16 protein-coding genes and 1 pseudogene are annotated in these 18,257 nt (G+C 68.9%); 10 read left to right on the forward strand and 7 right to left on the reverse strand.

What is annotated here, in order from left to right:
• Nucleotides 1-99: 99 nt before the first annotated feature.
• Nucleotides 100-762 (reverse strand): bifunctional nicotinamidase/pyrazinamidase, encoded by a 663-nt coding sequence (gene pncA, locus V5F66_RS15110; protein ID WP_394094158.1) that lies wholly within the window; start codon nucleotides 760-762, stop codon nucleotides 100-102.
• 239 nt (nucleotides 763-1,001) lie between these two features.
• Here pncA and dnaK point away from each other — a divergent pair, with 239 nt between their 5' ends.
• Together dnaK and dnaJ are read left to right on the forward strand one after the other, a co-directional pair.
• A complete protein-coding gene (dnaK, locus tag V5F66_RS15115; RefSeq protein WP_011996008.1) occupies nucleotides 1,002-2,897 on the forward strand; it encodes a molecular chaperone DnaK in 1,896 nt (631 codons plus the stop codon).
• A 263-nt stretch (nucleotides 2,898-3,160) separates the two neighbouring features.
• A complete protein-coding gene (gene dnaJ, locus V5F66_RS15120; RefSeq protein ID WP_394008541.1) occupies nucleotides 3,161-4,300 on the forward strand; it encodes a molecular chaperone DnaJ in 1,140 nt (379 codons plus the stop codon).
• A gap of 34 nt (nucleotides 4,301-4,334) precedes the next feature.
• On the opposite strand, the gene V5F66_RS15125 is transcribed toward dnaJ, so the two are convergent.
• Entirely contained in the window at nucleotides 4,335-5,387 is a 1,053-nt protein-coding gene (locus tag V5F66_RS15125; RefSeq protein WP_394094159.1) for an NAD-dependent epimerase/dehydratase family protein, read from the reverse strand.
• Between the two features lie 78 nt (nucleotides 5,388-5,465).
• Here V5F66_RS15125 and V5F66_RS15130 point away from each other — a divergent pair, with 78 nt between their 5' ends.
• The 7 genes and pseudogenes from V5F66_RS15130 to V5F66_RS15160 all read left to right on the forward strand — a co-directional run bounded on the left by V5F66_RS15130 (nucleotide 5,466) and on the right by V5F66_RS15160 (nucleotide 10,680).
• Nucleotides 5,466-6,110, forward strand: coding sequence for a TetR/AcrR family transcriptional regulator (locus V5F66_RS15130; RefSeq protein WP_394094160.1), 645 nt, complete (start codon nucleotides 5,466-5,468; stop codon nucleotides 6,108-6,110).
• A gap of 155 nt (nucleotides 6,111-6,265) precedes the next feature.
• Complete coding sequence (locus V5F66_RS15135) at nucleotides 6,266-6,883, forward strand: class I SAM-dependent methyltransferase (protein ID WP_011996013.1); 618 nt, start codon at nucleotides 6,266-6,268, stop codon at nucleotides 6,881-6,883.
• A gap of 59 nt (nucleotides 6,884-6,942) precedes the next feature.
• Nucleotides 6,943-7,527, forward strand: a pseudogene (locus V5F66_RS15140) (histidine phosphatase family protein); the annotation flags it as partial.
• A gap of 146 nt (nucleotides 7,528-7,673) precedes the next feature.
• Entirely contained in the window at nucleotides 7,674-8,378 is a 705-nt protein-coding gene (gene pyrF / locus V5F66_RS15145; protein ID WP_011996015.1) for an orotidine-5'-phosphate decarboxylase, read from the forward strand.
• Between the two features lie 29 nt (nucleotides 8,379-8,407).
• The gene (locus tag V5F66_RS15150) at nucleotides 8,408-9,052 is read left to right on the forward strand and encodes a DUF1330 domain-containing protein (RefSeq protein ID WP_394094161.1); all 645 of its coding nucleotides are present in this window, start codon (nucleotides 8,408-8,410) and stop codon (nucleotides 9,050-9,052) included.
• A gap of 107 nt (nucleotides 9,053-9,159) precedes the next feature.
• A complete protein-coding gene (dapB, locus tag V5F66_RS15155; RefSeq protein WP_394008353.1) occupies nucleotides 9,160-9,975 on the forward strand; it encodes a 4-hydroxy-tetrahydrodipicolinate reductase in 816 nt (271 codons plus the stop codon).
• Nucleotides 9,976-10,056: 81 nt separating this feature from the next.
• Nucleotides 10,057-10,680, forward strand: a complete 624-nt coding sequence (locus V5F66_RS15160) for a 2,3-bisphosphoglycerate-dependent phosphoglycerate mutase (protein ID WP_011996018.1) — start codon at nucleotides 10,057-10,059, stop codon at nucleotides 10,678-10,680.
• Between the two features lie 75 nt (nucleotides 10,681-10,755).
• Here the strand turns inward: V5F66_RS15160 and yihA are convergent, their stop codons facing one another.
• From yihA to V5F66_RS15175, 3 genes are all read right to left on the reverse strand, one after another.
• The gene (gene yihA / locus V5F66_RS15165) at nucleotides 10,756-11,409 is read right to left on the reverse strand and encodes a ribosome biogenesis GTP-binding protein YihA/YsxC (protein ID WP_393999686.1); all 654 of its coding nucleotides are present in this window, start codon (nucleotides 11,407-11,409) and stop codon (nucleotides 10,756-10,758) included.
• A gap of 169 nt (nucleotides 11,410-11,578) precedes the next feature.
• Nucleotides 11,579-13,804, reverse strand: coding sequence for a transglycosylase domain-containing protein (locus tag V5F66_RS15170; RefSeq protein WP_394094162.1), 2,226 nt, complete (start codon nucleotides 13,802-13,804; stop codon nucleotides 11,579-11,581).
• Between the two features lie 124 nt (nucleotides 13,805-13,928).
• Complete coding sequence (locus tag V5F66_RS15175; RefSeq protein WP_394094163.1) at nucleotides 13,929-14,504, reverse strand: hypothetical protein; 576 nt, start codon at nucleotides 14,502-14,504, stop codon at nucleotides 13,929-13,931.
• Nucleotides 14,505-14,725: 221 nt separating this feature from the next.
• Between V5F66_RS15175 and V5F66_RS15180 the strand changes: the two genes are divergently transcribed.
• Nucleotides 14,726-15,682, forward strand: coding sequence for a pirin family protein (locus V5F66_RS15180; protein WP_394094164.1), 957 nt, complete (start codon nucleotides 14,726-14,728; stop codon nucleotides 15,680-15,682).
• A gap of 24 nt (nucleotides 15,683-15,706) precedes the next feature.
• Here V5F66_RS15180 and V5F66_RS15185 read toward each other — a convergent pair whose 3' ends face one another.
• A complete protein-coding gene (locus V5F66_RS15185) occupies nucleotides 15,707-16,018 on the reverse strand; it encodes a hypothetical protein (protein ID WP_198139180.1) in 312 nt (103 codons plus the stop codon).
• 488 nt (nucleotides 16,019-16,506) lie between these two features.
• Nucleotides 16,507-18,027 carry an aldehyde dehydrogenase gene (gene adh / locus V5F66_RS15190; RefSeq protein WP_011996024.1) on the reverse strand — a complete coding sequence of 507 codons (1,521 nt, stop codon included), beginning with the start codon at nucleotides 18,025-18,027 and terminating at the stop codon, nucleotides 16,507-16,509.
• Between the last annotated feature and the right edge of the window lie 230 nt (nucleotides 18,028-18,257).

Below are 18,257 nucleotides of genomic sequence, written 5' to 3' on the forward strand. Positions count from 1 at the left end.
AGGCGCGTTCGCTCAAGAGCCGCGCAGGCTCGCCGATGGACGATGAGCCAGGCTCGTCGGACATTGGCATGAGCCGGGGGAGGCTCAGGTCACCGTGCGTCAGGCGATCACATCGGCCAGCCGCACCCGTTGCACCCCGGCGGCGGCCATGTCGGCGTAGGCCTTGGCCAAGGATCCGTCCACGTCCAGCGCCCGGCAGGCATCCTCGATCACATGGGTGACGAACCCGTGCCGGGCGGCGTCCACCGCCGACCAGGACACGCAGAAGTCCGTCGCCAGCCCGAGCAGATACACCGTATCGATACCCCGGTCCCGCAGGTATCCGGAGAGGCCGGTGGGAGTGGTGCGGTCCGCCTCGTAGAAGGTGGAATAGCTGTCGATGGTGCGGTGGTGCCCCTTGCGGATGACCACTTGGGCGTGGGGAATGTCGAGTTCGGCGGACAGGCGGGCGCCCTCGCTGTCCTGCACGCAATGGTCCGGCCACAGGATCTGTCGCCCATAGGGCAGGTCGATCTCGTCGAAGGGCGCCTTGCCCGGGTGGCTCGAGGCGAACGAGACGTGGCCCGGCGGGTGCCAGTCCTGTGTCAGCACCACATGGGGGAAATGGCGCGCCGCGAGGTTTGCCAGCGGCACCACCTCATGCCCGCCCGGTACCGCCAGGCGGCCGCCGGGCAGGAAGTCCACCTGCAGGTCCACCGCGACGAGCGCGGAGCGGGTCCTGTTGCCGGCGGTTGCGAGCGGGGCCGGGGAGGGGGCGGGCATCGGATAGTCCTTTGCGATGACGCGCAGGCTCGCGCGGACGTGAAAAAGGAACAGACCGCGAGCCGGCACGCCTTGCGGCGCCAAAACACCCCCCCTATATCCGCCTCGATCGTCGTTGTCGCGACGAACCCCAATTCGAAAGTTCAGGGGGCCGGCGGATCGGTTGCGGGAGGGGCCTGCGGCCATCTCCCGCGGGTGCCGAAAGGGCCCGGTCGGCCTGCCGACAAGGAGAGAACCATATGGCCAAGATCATCGGTATCGACCTCGGCACCACCAATTCCTGCGTCGCGGTGATGGAGGGGTCTACCCCGAAAGTCATCGAGAACGCTGAGGGCGCGCGCACCACGCCGTCCATCGTCGCCTTCACGGAGGACGGCGAGCGTCTCGTCGGCCAGCCTGCCAAGCGCCAGAGCGTCACCAATCCCGAGCGCACCTTCTTCGCGGTGAAGCGCCTTATCGGCCGTCGCTACGACGACCCGACCGTCGAGAAGGACAAGCATCTCGTCCCCTACTCCATCGTGCGCGCCGACAATGGCGATGCCTGGGTGGAAGCGGACGGCAAGAAGTATTCCCCCTCGCAGATCTCCGCCTTCGTCCTGCAGAAGATGAAGGAGACGGCCGAGTCGTTCCTGGGTGAGAAGGTCGAGAAGGCGGTCATCACCGTCCCGGCCTACTTCAACGACGCCCAGCGCCAGGCCACCAAGGACGCCGGCCGCATCGCCGGCCTTGAGGTGCTGCGCATCATCAACGAGCCCACGGCGGCGGCGCTGGCCTATGGCCTCGACAAGAAGTCGGCCGGCACCATCGCGGTGTACGACCTCGGCGGCGGCACCTTCGACGTGTCGGTGCTGGAGATCGGCGACGGCGTGTTCGAAGTGAAGTCCACCAACGGCGACACCTTCCTCGGCGGTGAAGACTTCGACATGCGGCTCGTCACGTATCTGGCGGACGAGTTCAAGAAGGAGCAGGGCATCGACCTGCGCAACGACAAGCTCGCCCTCCAGCGCCTCAAGGAGGCCGCCGAGAAGGCGAAGATCGAGCTGTCGAGCGCGACCCAGACCGAGATCAACCTGCCCTTCATCACCGCCGATGCCACGGGCCCGAAGCATCTCACGCTGAAGCTCACCCGCGCCAAGTTCGAGGCGCTGGTGGATGACCTCATCCAGCGCACGGTGGAACCCTGCCGGCTCGCGCTCAAGGATGCCGGCCTCACCGCCGGGCAGATCGACGAGGTGGTCCTCGTCGGCGGCATGACCCGCATGCCCAAGGTGCAGGAAGTGGTGAAGCAGTTCTTCGGCAAGGAGCCCCACAAGGGCGTCAACCCGGACGAAGTGGTCGCCATCGGCGCCGCGGTCCAGGCCGGCGTGCTCCAGGGCGACGTGAAGGACGTGCTGCTACTCGACGTGACCCCGCTGTCCCTGGGCATCGAGACCCTGGGCGGTGTGTTCACCCGCCTCATCGACCGCAACACCACCATCCCGACGAAGAAGAGCCAGACCTTCTCCACCGCCGAGGATGGCCAGACCGCGGTGACCATCCGCGTGTTCCAGGGCGAGCGCGAGATGGCGGCGGACAACAAGATGCTCGGCCAGTTCGACCTCATGGGCATCCCGCCCGCGCCCCGCGGCGTGCCGCAGGTGGAGGTGACCTTCGACATCGACGCCAACGGCATCGTGCAGGTCTCTGCCAAGGACAAGGGCACCGGCAAGGAGCAGCAGATCCGCATCCAGGCCTCGGGCGGCCTGAATGACGCCGACATCGAGAAGATGGTGAAGGACGCCGAGGCCCACGCGGCCGAGGACAAGAAGCGCCGGGCCCTGGTGGAAGCCAAGAACCACGCGGAAGCCCTCGTCCACTCCACCGAGAAGGCCGTCGCCGAGCATGGCGACAAGGTCGGCGCGGTGGAGAAGGGCGCCATCGAAGCGGCCCTGGCGGACCTCAAGTCGACGCTGGAAGGCGATGACGTGGAGGCCATCACGGCCAAGACCAACACCCTGGCCCAGGCCTCCCTCAAGCTCGGCGAGGCCATGTATGCGGCCCAGCAGCCGGGTGCCGAGGGCGCCGCCAAGCCGGCGGACGACGTGGTGGACGCCGAGTTCACCGAGGTCGACGACGACAAGAAGAAGTCGGCGTGATCCAATACGGCGGGCGTTCGCGCCCGCCGTCAGCCCTCTGTTGAAAGAGGGCTCGGGCATCAGGTTTTCAATGTCATGCCCGGGCTTGTCCCGGGCATCCACGCAGATCCGTCGGAGCGACGTGCAAAAGCGCGTTCCTGGCCACGATGCGTGGATTGTCGGCCAAGGCCGGCAGTGACGATCTGTTCAGAATGCGAAGACTGCCCGCCAAGCCTTCGGGCCGGACGGCAGGGCAGGCCGATTGCGGCAGGTGAAGATTGAGCATGGCCAAGCGCGATTATTACGAAACCCTCGGCTGCGACCGCGGCGCCGATGACACGGTGCTCAAGGCTTCCTATCGCAAGCTCGCCATGAAGTGGCATCCCGACCGCAACCAGGGCAATGGCGAAGCGGAGGTGATGTTCAAGGAGGTCAACGAGGCCTACGAGGTCTTGAAGGACCCGCAGAAGCGCGCCGCCTACGACCGCTTCGGCCATGCCGCCTTCGAGAATGGTGGCGGCGGCGGTCCCGGCTTCGGCAATGATTTCGCCTCCTCCTTCGCCGACATCTTCGACGATCTGTTCGGCGGCGCCATGAACCGCGGCCGCGGCGGTGGCCAGCAGCGCGGGCGCGGGGCGGACCTGCGCTACAACATGGAAATCACGCTGGAGGAGGCCTTCTCCGGCAAGACCGCCCAGATCAAGATCCCCACCTCGGTGTCGTGCGAGACCTGCTCGGGCACCGGCGCCAAGCCCGGCACCCAGCCCAAGGCGTGCCGCATGTGCGGCGGCGCCGGCAAGATCCGCCACGCCCAGGGCTTCTTCACCCTGGAGCGCACCTGCCCGAACTGCCAGGGCCGTGGCAGCGTCATCGAGGACCCCTGCAGCGACTGCGGCGGTGCCGGACGGGTGACGCGCGAACGCACCCTCTCGGTGCAGATCCCCGCCGGGGTCGAGGACGGCACCCGCATCCGCCTCGGCGGCGAGGGCGAGGCGGGTGTGCGCGGCGGGGCGGCAGGCGACCTCTACATCTTCCTTTCCATCGAGCCCCACACCTTCTTCCAGCGCGAAGGCGCGGACCTCTACTGCCGGGTGCCCATCTCCATGGTGACGGCGGCGCTGGGGGGCACCGTGGAAGTGCCGACCATCGATGGTGACAAGAGCAAGGTGAAGATCCCCGAGGGCACCCAGTCGCAGAAGCGTTTCCGCCTCTCCGGCAAGGGCATGCCCATCATGCGGGCGCGCAACCACGGCGACATGTATGTGCAGGTGGTGGTGGAAACGCCGCAGAAGCTGACCAAGCGGCAGAAGGAATTGCTCGCCGAATTCGAAAAGGACAGCTCCGGCGAGACCCATCCCGAATCCACCGGCTTCTTCGCCAAGGTGAAGGAGTTCTTCCAGGGTGCCGCCGGCGAGGGGGCCTGAGGGGCCTCCTCCCATCTGATCGGCGGGACTGCCTTCACGCGGCGTGTCGGGACCGCGCCGCAAGCGCTGCCGCCGTCGCGGCCGCCATGGTTCGGGCGATGCCGTCGGCATAGGAGGTCTTCGCCATGGGGCCGATGAGGCCTTCGAGGGCGGTGTCGTCCATGATGAGCGGCGTGGTCATCAGATAATTCATCTCCACCAGCTCGCGCATCACCGGGTCGAACAGGCCGACGAGGCGCAGCATCGTCTTGTTCGCCACCATAAGGCGCGGCTTGGCATTTGACTTGGCGTTCGCCAGGGCAAAGGCGCGCTCTGCCACCTCCCGCACGCTGATGGTGCCGGCGCCGCCCAGGTTGAAGGTGCTGCCGAAGGCGGCGTCGGTCGCAAGCAGGGTGCGCACCACCGGCCCCACGTCCGGCACGAAGACGAACTGGTGCGGCCGGTCGATGGGGCCAACCACCTTCGCCCGCCGGCCCTCCGCCGCGGCGGCGAAGATGTCGGCGAGAAAGCTGCGTTCCACGCCCGGCCCATAGAAATCCGGCAGGCGCAGGATGGTGGCGCGGATGACGCCCGCCGCGTCCGCTTCCATCAGCACGTCTTCCTGCGCCTTGCGCATCTGGCCCTTGAACGTATGCGGTGTGCGCGGGTGGCTCTCGTCCACCAGCGCGGCCTGCGGCCGTCCGAAGGGGTAGGCGGTGCCGATGAGCAGCAGGCGCGACACCCCCTCCGCCGCCGCGGCCTCGACCGTGCGCGCCATGAGCTGGGGGTGGAGGTGGAAGGCGTCATAGGGCACGCCCACCATGTAGACGAGGGTATCAAGGCCCCGGAACGCGCCCCGGATGGTGGCGGGATCGTCCGGGTTCCAGGTCCGCAGCTCGGAGCAGGAGCGCAGCTCGGGATCGCAGGTGCGCAGCGTGGCTTCGGGCTGGGCGGCGAAGGCGCGGGTGAGGCCGGCAAGCGAGCGGCCGATGGCGGCAAAGGGCGTGCCGGCGTCACCGAGCGCTGCGGCGATGCTGGCGCCGATGGATCCTGTCGCGCCGACGAGACCGATGCGGGGCGAGGCTTGCGAGGCGAAGGGGACGGGCATTAGAGTGCTCCTGAACAATGTTCACTGAACATTGTTCATAAACTGAACGACGTTCATGTCAACTCCGGAGACGATGGTTTGCCGTCCGCGCCCCGTGCCCGCCGCAAGGAAGACGCCCGCGCCCGCATCCTCGACGAGGCACGGCGCATCGTGCTGGAGCACGGCTTCGAGGCCCTCACGATGCGCCGCATCGCCGAAGCGGCAGGCTATTCACCCGCCGCCCTCTATCTCCATTTCGCGAATCGGGACGCCATCGCCCGCGAGCTCGGGGAGAGCGGCATGCGCAGCCTGCTTGTCGCCTTGACCCAGGCTGCCGCGGATCCCGATCCGGTGGCGCGCCTCGGGGCGCTGGCTTTGGCCTATGTCGCTTTTGCCCGGAGTGATCCGGAAACCTACCGCCTGATCTTCATGGAGCCCGGCTTCGCCGCCAGCGCCCTTGGCGGCAAGGACGAGGCGGGGGCTGCGGCATTTCAACTTCTCGCCGGCGGCTTCGAGGACCTCCACAGGGCCGGCCGGCTCAGGCCGGGGCAGGATCCGGCCGCGCTCGCGCTCACCTTCTGGATCCTGGTCCACGGTACGGCGAGCCTGAAACTCACCTGCTCTGCCTTTCTTTCGCCATCGGAAGAGGACCTTCTCGCCGCCGCCCTCGACGCCCTTCTCAACGGGGTGCTGGAGCCGGATCCGACCGGGCAGAACCCGCCTGGGCGGTCAATCCGTCGCTGAAACCCCTGGGGCGGGGAGCGCCCTGTCCCATCGGTTGGCATCGCAAGCTGATCGGACGACGCCTCCCCTGGCCGAGTGGCACGAACCTTGACCCCGCCTGCTTTCCCGTCTAAGCGCCTGATATCCGATCCTCTCGGGCGCCCGAGGTGCCGTTGATGCTTCACTCCCACGACCAGCGCCGGCCGGTTCACAAGCCCTTGCTTCCGAAGCCGAATCTCAAGGACGAGGTCCGCTTTCTGCAGTCGTGGTTCCAGAATCCGCTCAAGACCGGCGCCGTGGCGCCGTCCAGCCCGGCTCTGGCCAAGATGATGGCGAGCTACCTCGACCCGAAGCAGGACGGTCCTGTCATCGAGCTGGGACCGGGCACGGGTCCGGTGACCAAGGCCCTGATCCAGCGCGGCTTCGCGCCGGAGCGCCTGTTCCTCATCGAGTACAACCCGGAATTCTGCGCCCTGCTGCGCTTGCGCTATCCCGGCGCCACGGTGATCAACGGCGACGCCTATACCCTCGCCAAGACGCTGACGGGCCGCCTGCCGGGCAAGGCGGTGGGCACCATCTCGTCGCTGCCGCTCTTCACCATGCCGGAGAGCGAGCGGCACCGTATGGTGAACGAGGCGTTCGACATGTCCATCCCCGGCTCGCCGTTCGTGCAGTTCACTTATGCGGTGGTGACGCCGGTGCCGCTGGTGCCGGGTGCCATCGAGGGCGAGCGTTCGCCGCGGGTGTGGAGAAATATTCCCCCCGCCCGTGTCTGGGCCTATCGCCGGCCCTGAGGTTTCCGTGCCGCCGGCGCCGCCCGGCGCCCGGACGGCCACACCGCCGGGGCCCTTAAGTGACGGATTTCCTTTATCTAACCCACCCTCAGGTCGCGGTGGACCCGGTCGTGCCGGTGCCCCGCTGGGGCCTGTCCGAGGTGGGGCGGGCGCGCACGCGCGCCTTTGCCGCACGCGCGGATCTCTCTCCCTACCGGCGCATCGTGTCCTCCACCGAGGTGAAGGCGATGGAGACGGCCGCGCTCCTCGCCGAGGCCCTTGGCCTTGCCGTCGAGGTGGCGGAGGGGATGGAGGAAAACGACCGTTCCGCAACAGGTTACCTGCCGGAAGCCCAATTCCAGCAGATGGCCGATGCCTTCTTTGCCCGCCCGCAGGAGAGCGTCGCCGGCTGGGAGCGGGCGCAGGACGCGCAGGCGCGAATCGTCGCCGCCGTCACCCGAACCCTCGCCGAACTTCAAGACCATCGGCAGGTTCCAGTTCTGTTTGTGGGCCATGGCGGGGTCGGCACCTTGCTTCTGTGCCATCTGGCGGGCTACCCCATCTCCCGCATCCATGACCAGCCGCCGGTGGGCGGCGGCTGCTGGTTCCGCGCCGGAGCGGACGCGCGCCCGGACCGCTGGCGCGCCATGGAAGAGGATGCAGGCACGGCCTGCGCCCGGGAAGACGCCGCAGGACGAGCCTGCGCCGGGGAAGAGGGCGCGGCCCAGGCCGGCGTCCGTGACGACAGCACAGCGCCAGCCGGCGCGCGGGAACAGGGCGCAGCGCTGGCATGCGCCCCGGAGGAGGGCCCATGAGCCTTGTCGATGCGAAAGTCCGCGACCGCATGATCGTGGCGCTCGACTATCCCAACGTGAGCGCGGCCGAGGCCCTGGTCTGGCAGCTCGGCGACGTGGTGACCTTCTACAAGATCGGCCTGGAGCTCTCCATCGCGGGGGGGCTCGACCTTGCCGCCGACCTCATCGGCGCCGGCAAGAAGGTGTTCCTCGACCTCAAGCTGCACGACATCGGCAATACGGTGGAGCGGGCGACCGAGGCGGCGGCGGCGCGCGGGGTGCACATCCTCACCGTCCATGCCTATCCGCAGACCATGGCGGCGGCGGCGCGGGGGGCCAAGGGCAGCCCGCTCGAAGTGCTGGGCGTGACCGTGCTCACCTCCTATGACGACGCGGACCTCGCCACCGCCGGCTATCGCATGGGGGTGACCGACACGGTCCGCCTGCGCGCCGGGCAGGCTCTGGAGGCAGGGATCGCGGGGGTCATCTGCGCGCCCACGGACGCGGCCATGGTGCGCGCCATCCTGGGGCCGGACCGCCGGGTGGTGACGCCCGGGGTGCGGCCGAAGGGGGCGGACGTGGGCGACCAGAAGCGCATCGCCACCCCGGCTGAAGCCATCGCCGCGGGCGCCGACCGCATCGTAGTGGGCCGCCCGGTGACGGCGGCCGCGGACCCGGTGGCGGCGGCCGAGGCCATCCTGGCGGAACTGGCGGGGGCCTGACGGCCGGCAACAGGGCAATGGAGGGGGCGATGGCGAAGGGCTACTGGTTCCTCAATCTCGATGTGGTCAACCCGGTGGACTACATCACCTACCGGGAAGCCAACGCCCGCTATGCGGCGGAGCACGACCTGCGCTTCATCGTGCGCGGCGGCGATTTCGAGCATCTGGAAGGCATCAAGCGCCACCGCAACGTGCTGGTGGAGCTGCCCTCCTTCGACGTGGCGGTGGCCACCTACGAGGCCCCCGACTACCAGCCGGTGAAGGCCCTGCGGCAGGCCACCGCCATCGCCGACCTTGCGGCGGTCGAGGGCTATGAGGGTCCCCAGCCCTCGGCGGCGCCGCCGCCCGAGGGCACGCCGGACAAGCCCCGCGGCTACTGGATGGCCAAGGTCGATGTCACCGACCCGGAGCGCTACAAGAATTATATCGCCGCCAACGCCGAGCCGTTCGCCGAATACGGCGCCTGGTTCCTGGTGCGGGGCGGCCGGCACCAGCTGCTGGATGGCCGTGGGCGCCAGCGCTATGTGGTGATCGCCTTCCGCGACGTGGAGACGGCGCGGGCTTGCTACTTCTCGCCCGGCTACCAGCGGGCACGCGCCATCCGCCAGTCGGCGTCGGTGGCAGACCTTGTCCTCATCTCCGGCTATACGGGGCGCGAGGCGCCCCCCTCCTGACGGACCCCCGCCCCCGGCCCTTGGGGCCGTTCTCGCCAGGGCAGTGCCACCGTCTTTGCCGCGGCGCCGTGAAGCGCCGCCCGGCCACGCGAAGGACCAGAAAAATCGTGTCTCAGCTGCGCATCGTCATCTCCGGAGCCGGCGGCCGCATGGGCCGCGCCCTCATCAAGGCCATCTCGGAAACCGAGGGCCTCGTCCTGGTGGGGGCGCTGGAATATTCCGGCTCGTCCTTTCTCGGCGAGGATGCCGGGGCCATGAGCGGCCTGAAGCCCAACGGCGTCACGGTGGAAAGCGATGCGGCCCCGACCCTCAACGGCGCTGACGTGGTGGTGGATTTCTCCACCCCCTCCGCCTCGGTGCGGCTGGCGGAGACCCTGGCGGGGGCGGGCATCGCCCATGTCATCGGCACCACGGGCTTCTCCAACGAGGACAACGCGGCCATTGCCGCCGCCGCCCGTCGCACGCCCATCATGAAGTCCGGCAACATGAGCCTCGGGGTCAATCTGCTGGCCGCCCTCACCCGCCGGGTGGCGGCGACGCTGGACGACAGCTTCGACATCGAGATCGTGGAGATGCACCACAACAAGAAGGTGGATGCGCCCTCCGGCACGGCGCTGCTTTTGGGCGAGGCCGCCGCCCAGGGCCGCGGGCGCCATCTCGACGAATGCTCCGAGCGCGGCCGCGACGGGGTCACCGGCGCGCGCAAGCCTGGCGCCATCGGCTTTGCCAGCCTGCGTGGCGGCTCGGTGGTGGGCGAGCATATGGTGATCTTCGCCGGCCAGGCCGAGCGCATCGAGCTGGTGCACAAGGCCGAGGACCGCATGATCTTCGCCCGCGGCGCGTTGACGGCGGCGCGTTGGCTGAAGGGCCGCGAGCCGGGCCTTTATTCCATGGCCGACGTGCTCGGCCTCGGCGATTTCTGAGCGCCGAATTCTGACCGCCGATTCCTTGTCCGCAGATTTTCGAGCCGGGAGCCACGCCCGGAGACTACCCAGGAGCTTTCCATGTCCGACCGCATCCTCGTCCTCGTCCGTCACGGGCAGAGCGAGTGGAACCTGAAGAACCTGTTCACCGGGTGGCGCGACCCCGACCTCACCGAGCAGGGCGTCTCCGAGGCCAAGCGCGCCGGCGCGCTGCTGAAGGCCGAGGGGCTGAAGTTCGACGTGGCCTTCACCTCCGATCTCACCCGCGCCCAGAAGACGCTGGGCCTCATCCTCGGCGAGATGGGCCAGGAGGGCGTGCCCACCACCCGCAACGTGGCCCTGAACGAGCGGGACTACGGCGACCTCGCCGGCCTGAACAAGGACGACGCCCGCGCCAAGTGGGGTGACGACCAGGTGCACATCTGGCGCCGCTCCTACGACATCGCCCCGCCCGGCGGCGAGAGCCTGCGCGACACGGTGGCCCGCACGCTGCCCTATTATGTGCAGGAGATCCTGCCGTGCGTGCTGCGCGGCCAGACGACGCTGGTGGCCGCCCACGGCAACTCGCTGCGCGCCCTCATCATGACGCTGGAGAAGCTCTCCCCCGAGGGCATCATGAAGCGCGAGCTGAACACCGGCGCGCCCATCGTCTACAAGCTGGCGGCGGATTCCACCGTGGCGGAGAAGCGCGACCTGGTGGCGTGACGCAAACGCAGAACGAAATGGCCGGTGAGCATTGCTCACCGGCCATTTCTATTTCACGCCTGTCAGTTCTGAACCCTACCCCTGCTCGTGGAGCAGGCGGGCCACGGCGGCGCGCAGCTCGGGGAAGCCGGCGCCGGTCTGGCTGGAGGTGGGGAACACCACCGGATAGGCCGCCGGCCGCCGCTTGATCTTCTCCTGCACGCCCGCGATGACGTGCGGCAGGGCGCTGGGCTTCACCTGGTCGGACTTGGTGAGGATGATGGCGTAGGACACCGCCGCCTTGTCCAGCAGGTCGAGGATCTCCTCGTCCACCGGCTTGATGCCGTGGCGGCTGTCGATGAGCACGAACACGCGCGCAAGGTTCACCCGGCCGCGCAGATAGGCCTTGATGGTGTGGGTCCAGGCCTCCACTTTCTCCTTCGGCGCCTTGGCGAAGCCGTAGCCGGGCATGTCCACCAGCGACAGTTCAGGCCCCACCCGGAAGAAGATCAGCTCCTGCGTGCGCCCCGGCGTCACCGAGGTGCGGGCCAGCGCCTTGCGGCCGGTCAGCGCGTTGACGAGGGAGGACTTGCCCACGTTGGAGCGGCCGGCCAGGGCGATCTCCATGCCGACCATGGGCGGCAGCACCTCCACGGTGGGGGCGGCCGTCACGAACTGCCAGTCGCCGGCGAACAGCAGGCGGCCGGTTTCGAGAAAAGGGTCGGGCGCGTCGGAAGCGGTATCGGTCATGAGGGCGTTATCGGGGAGCAATGCGCCCGGCGCAAGCGGTTGGTAAGAAGCTCGCGCGGCGCCCGGTTCTGGCTATTGCCGGAACCGGTCTTGAGATCAGCAACTCGGGAACACCCGAGTTGCTGAGCGTCGCCCTCTCGGCACCGGTCGAAGACCGGAGCCGTTGGCATTACTGCCGCTTGGCGCCCAGGAAGGTTTCGGCGAACCAGCGGTCGATGGTCATGGGCTGTTGCTGCTGGGGCGGCGGCGGGATCTGGCCCACCACGGCGGGCGGGCGATCATCCGGCAGGCTTTCGGGCGGCAGCAGGCTGCCCCCCGGCGCGCCATAGCCGGCGCCGCCGAAGCCGTAGGAGCGCAGGCCCCCTGGCAGCTCGGCCACCGGCACGCCCTGGTGCGCGGTCTTCATCACCCGGCTCCAGATCTCCACCGGCAGATTGGCGCCGGACGCCTTCTTGGTGGGGGAACTGTCGTCGTTGCCGAGCCATACGGCGGTGACGTAGCGGGCGGTGTAGCCCACGAACCAGGCGTCGCGATAATCCTGCGAGGTGCCGGTCTTGCCCGCCGCCTCCCAGCCGGGAAGGTCGGCGCGCCGGGCGGTGCCGCTCGCCAGCGTCTCCATCATCATGTGGTTCATCATGGCCGCATAGGCCGGGTCCATGACCCGGCCGGGACCGGAAATGTTGCGCTGGTACAGCACTTTGCCATCGGCGCCCTTCACCACGTCGATGACGTGGGGGATGACGCCGATGCCGCCGGTGGCGAACGGCACATAGGCACCGGCCAGCTCCAGCACTGAGACTTCCGAGGTGCCGAGCGCGATGGACGGGTTGGGATCCAGCGGGGAGGTGATGCCCAGCCGCTTCGCCGTCGCCACCACCGCCTTGGGGCCGACCTCCAGCGTGAGGCGCACCGAGACCGTGTTCAGCGACAGGGCCAGCGCCTGCGTCAGCGTCACCGGGCCGCGATATTCGTGGGTGGAGTTTTCCGGCCGCCAGCCCTTGAGCTGGATCGGCCCGTCCTCGCGCACCGTCTCGGGTGTCAGGCCGTGCTCGATGGCGGTGAGATAGATGAAGGGCTTGAAGGCGGAGCCGGGCTGCCGGCGCGCGGTCACTGCCCGGTTGTACTGGCTGTCGGCATAATTGCGCCCGCCGATGAGGGCTTTGACCCCCCCGTCGGTATCGAGCACCACCAGCGCGCCCTGGCCGACGCCGAACTTGCCGCCGGACTTCGCCAGCGTGTCGTCCAGCGCCTTTTCCGCCGCCTGCTGGAGGCCGGCATCCACCGTGGTGCGCACGGTGACATCACCGGGCAGCTCCTCGCCCACGAAGGAGTCGAGCTGGTCCATGACCCAGTCGGCCACATAGCCCGAACTGTCCGGCATGCCGGCGCGCGAGAGCTGGGCCGGACGGGCGAGAGCCGTGCTCGCCATCTCCGGGGTGATGAGGCCCTGCTGGCGCATGGCGGCGAGCACCAGGGCGGCGCGGGCCTGCGCGCCCTTCAGGTTGCGGGTGGGGGCAAGGCGGGAGGGGGAATTGACGAGGCCGGCCAGCATGGCCGCTTCCGCAAGCGTCACCTGCCGGGCGGACTTGCCGAAATAGCGCTGGGCGGCGGCCTCCACCCCATAGGCGCCGGCGCCGAAATAGACCCGGTTGAGATAGAGGTCGAGGATCTCCGCCTTGGTGAACTTGTGCTCCAGCCACAAGGCGAGCACCAGTTCCTGGACCTTGCGGGAGGCGGTGCGCTCCTGGGTCAGGAACAGGTTCTTGGCGAGCTGCTGGGTCAGGGTCGAGCCGCCCTGCCGCAGCCGCCGCGAGGTGAGGTTGGTGACCAGCGCGCGGGCGAGGCCCTCCGGATCAAGGCCGAAATGGCTGAAGAAGCGCTGGTCCTCGATGGCCACGAACGCCTTGGGCAGATAGGGCGGCAGCTCGCCGATGGGCACGGCGACCCCGCCCATGTCGCCACGGGTGGCGAGCGTCTTGCCGTCTGCGGCCTGCACCGTCACCGTGGGCGGACGCTTGGGGATCATCAGCGTCTGCATGGGCGGCAGCTTGGAGGCTTCCCAAGCGATGACGCCGGCCAGTGCCAGCACCGCCCACACGCCGAGGATGAGGCCCCATTTGATCAGCCCGAACACGAGCGACCCGCGCCGCCGGCGGCGGGCTGGCCTGCTGCTCTCTCTGGACTTCTGGGGCGGATCGGCCCGGCCACGGCGCGGCTCGGCGGGCTTCGGGTCGGGCGCCGGCTTGGCGGTCTTGGCGCGCGCGGCCCGGCGCGGTGCATCGACTGGGGGCGGGGCGGAACGGTCGCGGGCATCGAGACGGATGTCGAACAGGCTCTCGGGGCGCTCCAGCACCGGTTCCCGCCTCGTTGCCTCGCCTCGTCCGCGTGCCGTCATGAATGATCCCGTCGCTTATGCCCCCGTCCGCCGCACTGCGGGAGCCATACCCCTTGCAGCACCAAAATGGGGCGGAAGCGCAGCGCAGCGGAAGGCACCCTAACGGCAGCGGCATAAGGACCCGTTAAGGACCGCCGAGGGGACCCTGCCGGCACCGGTCCCAGAAGCCGGTGCGCCGGTCGGGCGTGCGGTAGTACCAGCACATGCCATTGGCGGGGGGCGGGCCCACCAGCCCCGCCGCCATGCCCGGCTGGAGCATGCCCAGCGCTCCGCCGTTCGCCACCGGGCCGCCGGGACCCCAGCTCTGCGTGGGCGCGGGGAGGATCACCGGCGGCACCTGGTTGGTCAAAGGCGCGGCCAGCGGCGCCGGGGTCGGTTGGGGCGGTGCGGCCAGCGGCGCGGCGAGGGGCGCGCTCATCACCGGGCCGCGCTGGGGCGGCACCAGCGGGGGCGGGCGAGTCGTCGGGCCGAGGGCGGCAGGGGGCGCGGGTGGGGGCAGGCGTCCGGTGCCCGTGGGTGCGCCCACCGGCTTCAGCGGGGCAACAGAGGGAGGGCGCGCCAGAGGCGCCACCGGCTTCGGGGCGGGCCGCACTACGGGCGCCGCCGGGGTGAGCGGTGCCGGGCGCAGGGGGGTGCCGACCTGAGCGCCGGCGGTTCCGGTTCCGCCCACCGCCAGGCTTGCCATCAGAGCGGCCAGCACTCCTCTCCGCGTCCCGCCGCGCATCATCATCTCCCTGCGTCAGCCTCATGATCGGCGGCAAGATAGGCCGTTTGATGGGCCGCGCGACAGGGTTTGGAGCAGCGGGCGGGAGAGGGAAAGGGCAGGGTCTGGCTCCGGCTGCTTTTGACCGCGCCGCGCGATGGGGGCAAGCTCCGGCAAGGATGGTGCGCGGACGACCTGCCCGCCGAGGAGTGCCTGCCGTGAGCTTTGCCCCTTGCCCCGACCCCACCCCCGGAGATGCCGGCAGCTGCGACGCGGTGGAGACGGTAATCATCCCCCGCGCCCACGACATCGGCGGCATGGAGGTGGCCCGCGTGCTGCCCTCGGCCCAGGGGCAGATGATCGGGCCGTTCATCTTCTTCGACCGCATGGGGCCGGTGCGGTTCACCGCTCATCAGGCGCAGGATGTGCGCCCGCATCCCCATATCGGCCTCGCCACCGTCACCTATCTGTTCGACGGCACCATGGTTCACCGCGACAGCCTGGGCAACGAGCGGGTGATCGCCCCCGGCGCGGTGAATTTGATGACCGCTGGGCGCGGCATCGTCCATTCCGAGCGGCACGACGCCACGGTGAAGGCGCGCGGCGGCCCGCTGTTCGGCATCCAGAGCTGGATCGCCTTGCCCAAGGCGCGGGAGGAGGACGCCCCGGACTTCCTCCACACCGGCGCGGAGGACCTGCCCGTGGTGTCCGACAGCGGGCTGACGGCGCGCATCATCCTCGGCAGTGCGTTCGGTGCCGCGTCTCCCGTGGCGCTGGCCTCGCCGGCCACCTATGCCGAGATCACCCTGGCGCCCGGCGCGCGCCTGCCCATCGATCCCACCCATGAGGACCGGGCCGTGTTCACGCTGGAAGGCGAGGTGGAGGTGGATGGCACCCGCTTCGAGCCGGGGCGCATGCTGGTGATCCGCCGGGGCCTTGCCACCAGCGCGCGGGCGATCACGACGGCCCGGCTGATGCTGATGGGCGGCGAGCCGCTGGAAGGCCCGCGCTACATCTGGTGGAATTTCGTCTCGTCCGACCTGGAGCGGCTCGACGCCGCGAAGGCCGCATGGCGGGAGGGGCGGTTCGACCTCATCCCCATGGATCACGACGAGTTCATCCCGGCCCCTGAGGACGGCTCCGGCCGCCCGAGGCCCCAAGCCCCGCGCACGTAACGCCCCAAGGAGGGCGGTCAAAAATCACGGCATCGGGCAGTTCGTGGCCGCCTCTTCGTTTTCGTCCGAGCCGTGGGGCTGGACGATGGCCGGGGGATCGCTGGCCGGAAAGGTCTCGTCCAGGGCCTCGTCGAGGGTGCTGGAATCGTGCGCCTTGTGCTCGCAGCCTGCGATGCGGGCGGCTTCCTCCTGCGCCGAGGGACGGGAAGCGGGCGCCGGGTCGGGGCGCGAAACGGCGGGGGGATCGCTGGCCGGGAAGCTCTCCTCCAGCGCCTCATCCAGCCGGGCTTCGGTCTGGGCGGAGCGATCCGGCGACACAGATGGCCTGCTGTTCACGGCGACATCCTCCAAGGTGCGGAAACAACCCATCCGCAGCTCGGAATCAACGCCGGTGCCGGAGCTTGCGTTCCGTTCACGTCCTTGGCGATTGCGTGATCGGGCATCGACGCGCGCCGACACCGGAGACCCGGGGGAATCGGGTCTCCGGTCCAGGCGCATGGCTGTCGGCCCTCCATTTAGAAGGTGGTACAAGAGGCGAGAAGAAAAAGCCGGGGGTGGCCGCAACCGGCCCCCGCGCCGAGGTCGCGCGCAGTTGAACGCAGGACATTTGAGCGCGAGACCAAGGAAAGCTTCGACAGAAGCCTCCCTTTTGCTGGGCTGGAGGCGCGTTCACCGTTCGGGCTGGTCCAAGCTGAACGGGTCCGGCTCCAGGCCACCCCCGGCAAGATGCCCCGGGAGGGGGGCAAACTTGGGAGCTACCGGGTTCGGACCGCGCCGAACCCGGAACAGGCTTCAGACGAAGCCGGGCTTAGAAGAAGCCAGGCTCAGAAGAACCCGAGCTTCTTGGGGCTGTAGCTCACCAGCAGGTTCTTGGTCTGCTGGTAATGGTCGAGCATCATCTTGTGGGTCTCGCGACCGATGCCGGACTGCTTGTAGCCGCCGAACGCCGCATGGGCGGGATAGGCGTGGTAGCAATTGGTCCACACCCGGCCGGCCTGGATCTCGCGGCCCATGCGATAGGCGCGCGAGCCGTCGCGGGTCCACACGCCGGCGCCGAGGCCGAACAGCGTGTCATTGGCGATGGAGAGGGCTTCTTCCTCGTCCTTGAAGGTCGCCACCGACACCACCGGGCCGAAGATCTCTTCCTGGAACACCCGCATGTTGTTGGTGCCGAAGAACACGGTGGGCTTCACGTAGAAGCCTTCGGAGAGGTCGCCGTCGAGCAGGCTGCGCTCGCCACCGGCCAGCACCTGGGCACCTTCCGCCCGGCCGATGTCGATGTAGGAGAGGATCTTGTGCATCTGCTCCGAGGAGGCCTGCGCGCCGATCATGGTCGCGGGATCAAGCGGCGAGCCCTGCTTGATGGCGGCGACGCGGGCCAGCGCCTTCTCCATGAACTTCTCGAAGATGCTTTCCTGAACCAGCGCGCGGCTGGGGCAAGTGCAGACCTCGCCCTGGTTGAGGGCGAACATGACGAAGCCTTCCACCGCCTTGTCGAGGAAGTCGTCGTCCTTGGCCGCCACGTCGTCGAAGAAGATGTTCGGCGACTTGCCGCCCAGCTCCAGCGTCACCGGGATCAGGTTCTGGCTGGCATAGCCCATGATGAGGCGGCCGGTGCCGGTCTCGCCGGTGAAGGCGATCTTGGAGATGCGGGTGGAGGAAGCCAGCGGCTTGCCGGCCTCGAGGCCGAAGCCGTTGACGATGTTGAGCGTGCCGGGGGGCAGGATGTCGGCGATCAGCTCGGCGAGCACCAGGATCGAGGCGGGGGTCTGCTCGGCGGGCTTCAGCACCACGCAATTGCCGGCGGCGAGTGCCGGGGCGAGCTTCCACGCCGCCATCAGGATGGGGAAGTTCCAGGGAATGATCTGGCCGACCACGCCGAGGGGCTCGTGATAGTGGTAGGCGACGGTGTCGTGGTCGATCTCGGAGAGCGCGCCTTCCTGCGCCCGCACGCAGGCGGCGAAGTAGCGGAAATGATCGATGGCGAGCGGGATGTCGGCGGCGGTCGTCTCGCGGATCGGCTTGCCGTTGTCCCAGGTCTCGGCGCGGGCGAGCAGGTCCAGGTTGGCTTCCAGCCGGTCGGCGATCTTGAGCAGCACCAGGGCGCGGTCGGCGGCAGGGGTACGGCCCCAGGCCTTCTTGGCGGCGTGGGCGGCGTCCAGTGCCCGCTCGATGTCGGCTTCATCCGAGCGCGGCACTTCGCAGACCACCTTGCCGGTGATGGGCGAGATGTTCTCGAAATAGCGCCCGTTCACCGGCTCCACGAAGGCGCCGCCGATGAAGTTGCCGTAGCGCGGCTTGAAGGGCGAGGCGTGCTGGCTGGCGAGGAATGCGGGTATGTTCATTATTCCCTCCCGAGAGTTGGTGCAGCAGATGGTTTGCAGCGGCCGTGCCAGATCTCGGCAGGGCGGCCAACGGCTTTATTTGCACTGCGGGAAGATGCTGGCCTGTCTTGATTTTGCCAACGGCGGCCAAGCCTTGCCGGAACGTCCGCTGGACGCGACGGGAATAGTCGTGCCAGACTGGCGCACATAAGAACAAGAGCTGCGACACCTGTCGCGATTTGCGACAGGTG

It is taken from the genome of Xanthobacter versatilis (genome assembly GCF_043193975.1).
In the GTDB taxonomy this organism is placed as follows: domain Bacteria; phylum Pseudomonadota; class Alphaproteobacteria; order Rhizobiales; family Xanthobacteraceae; genus Xanthobacter; species Xanthobacter autotrophicus_E.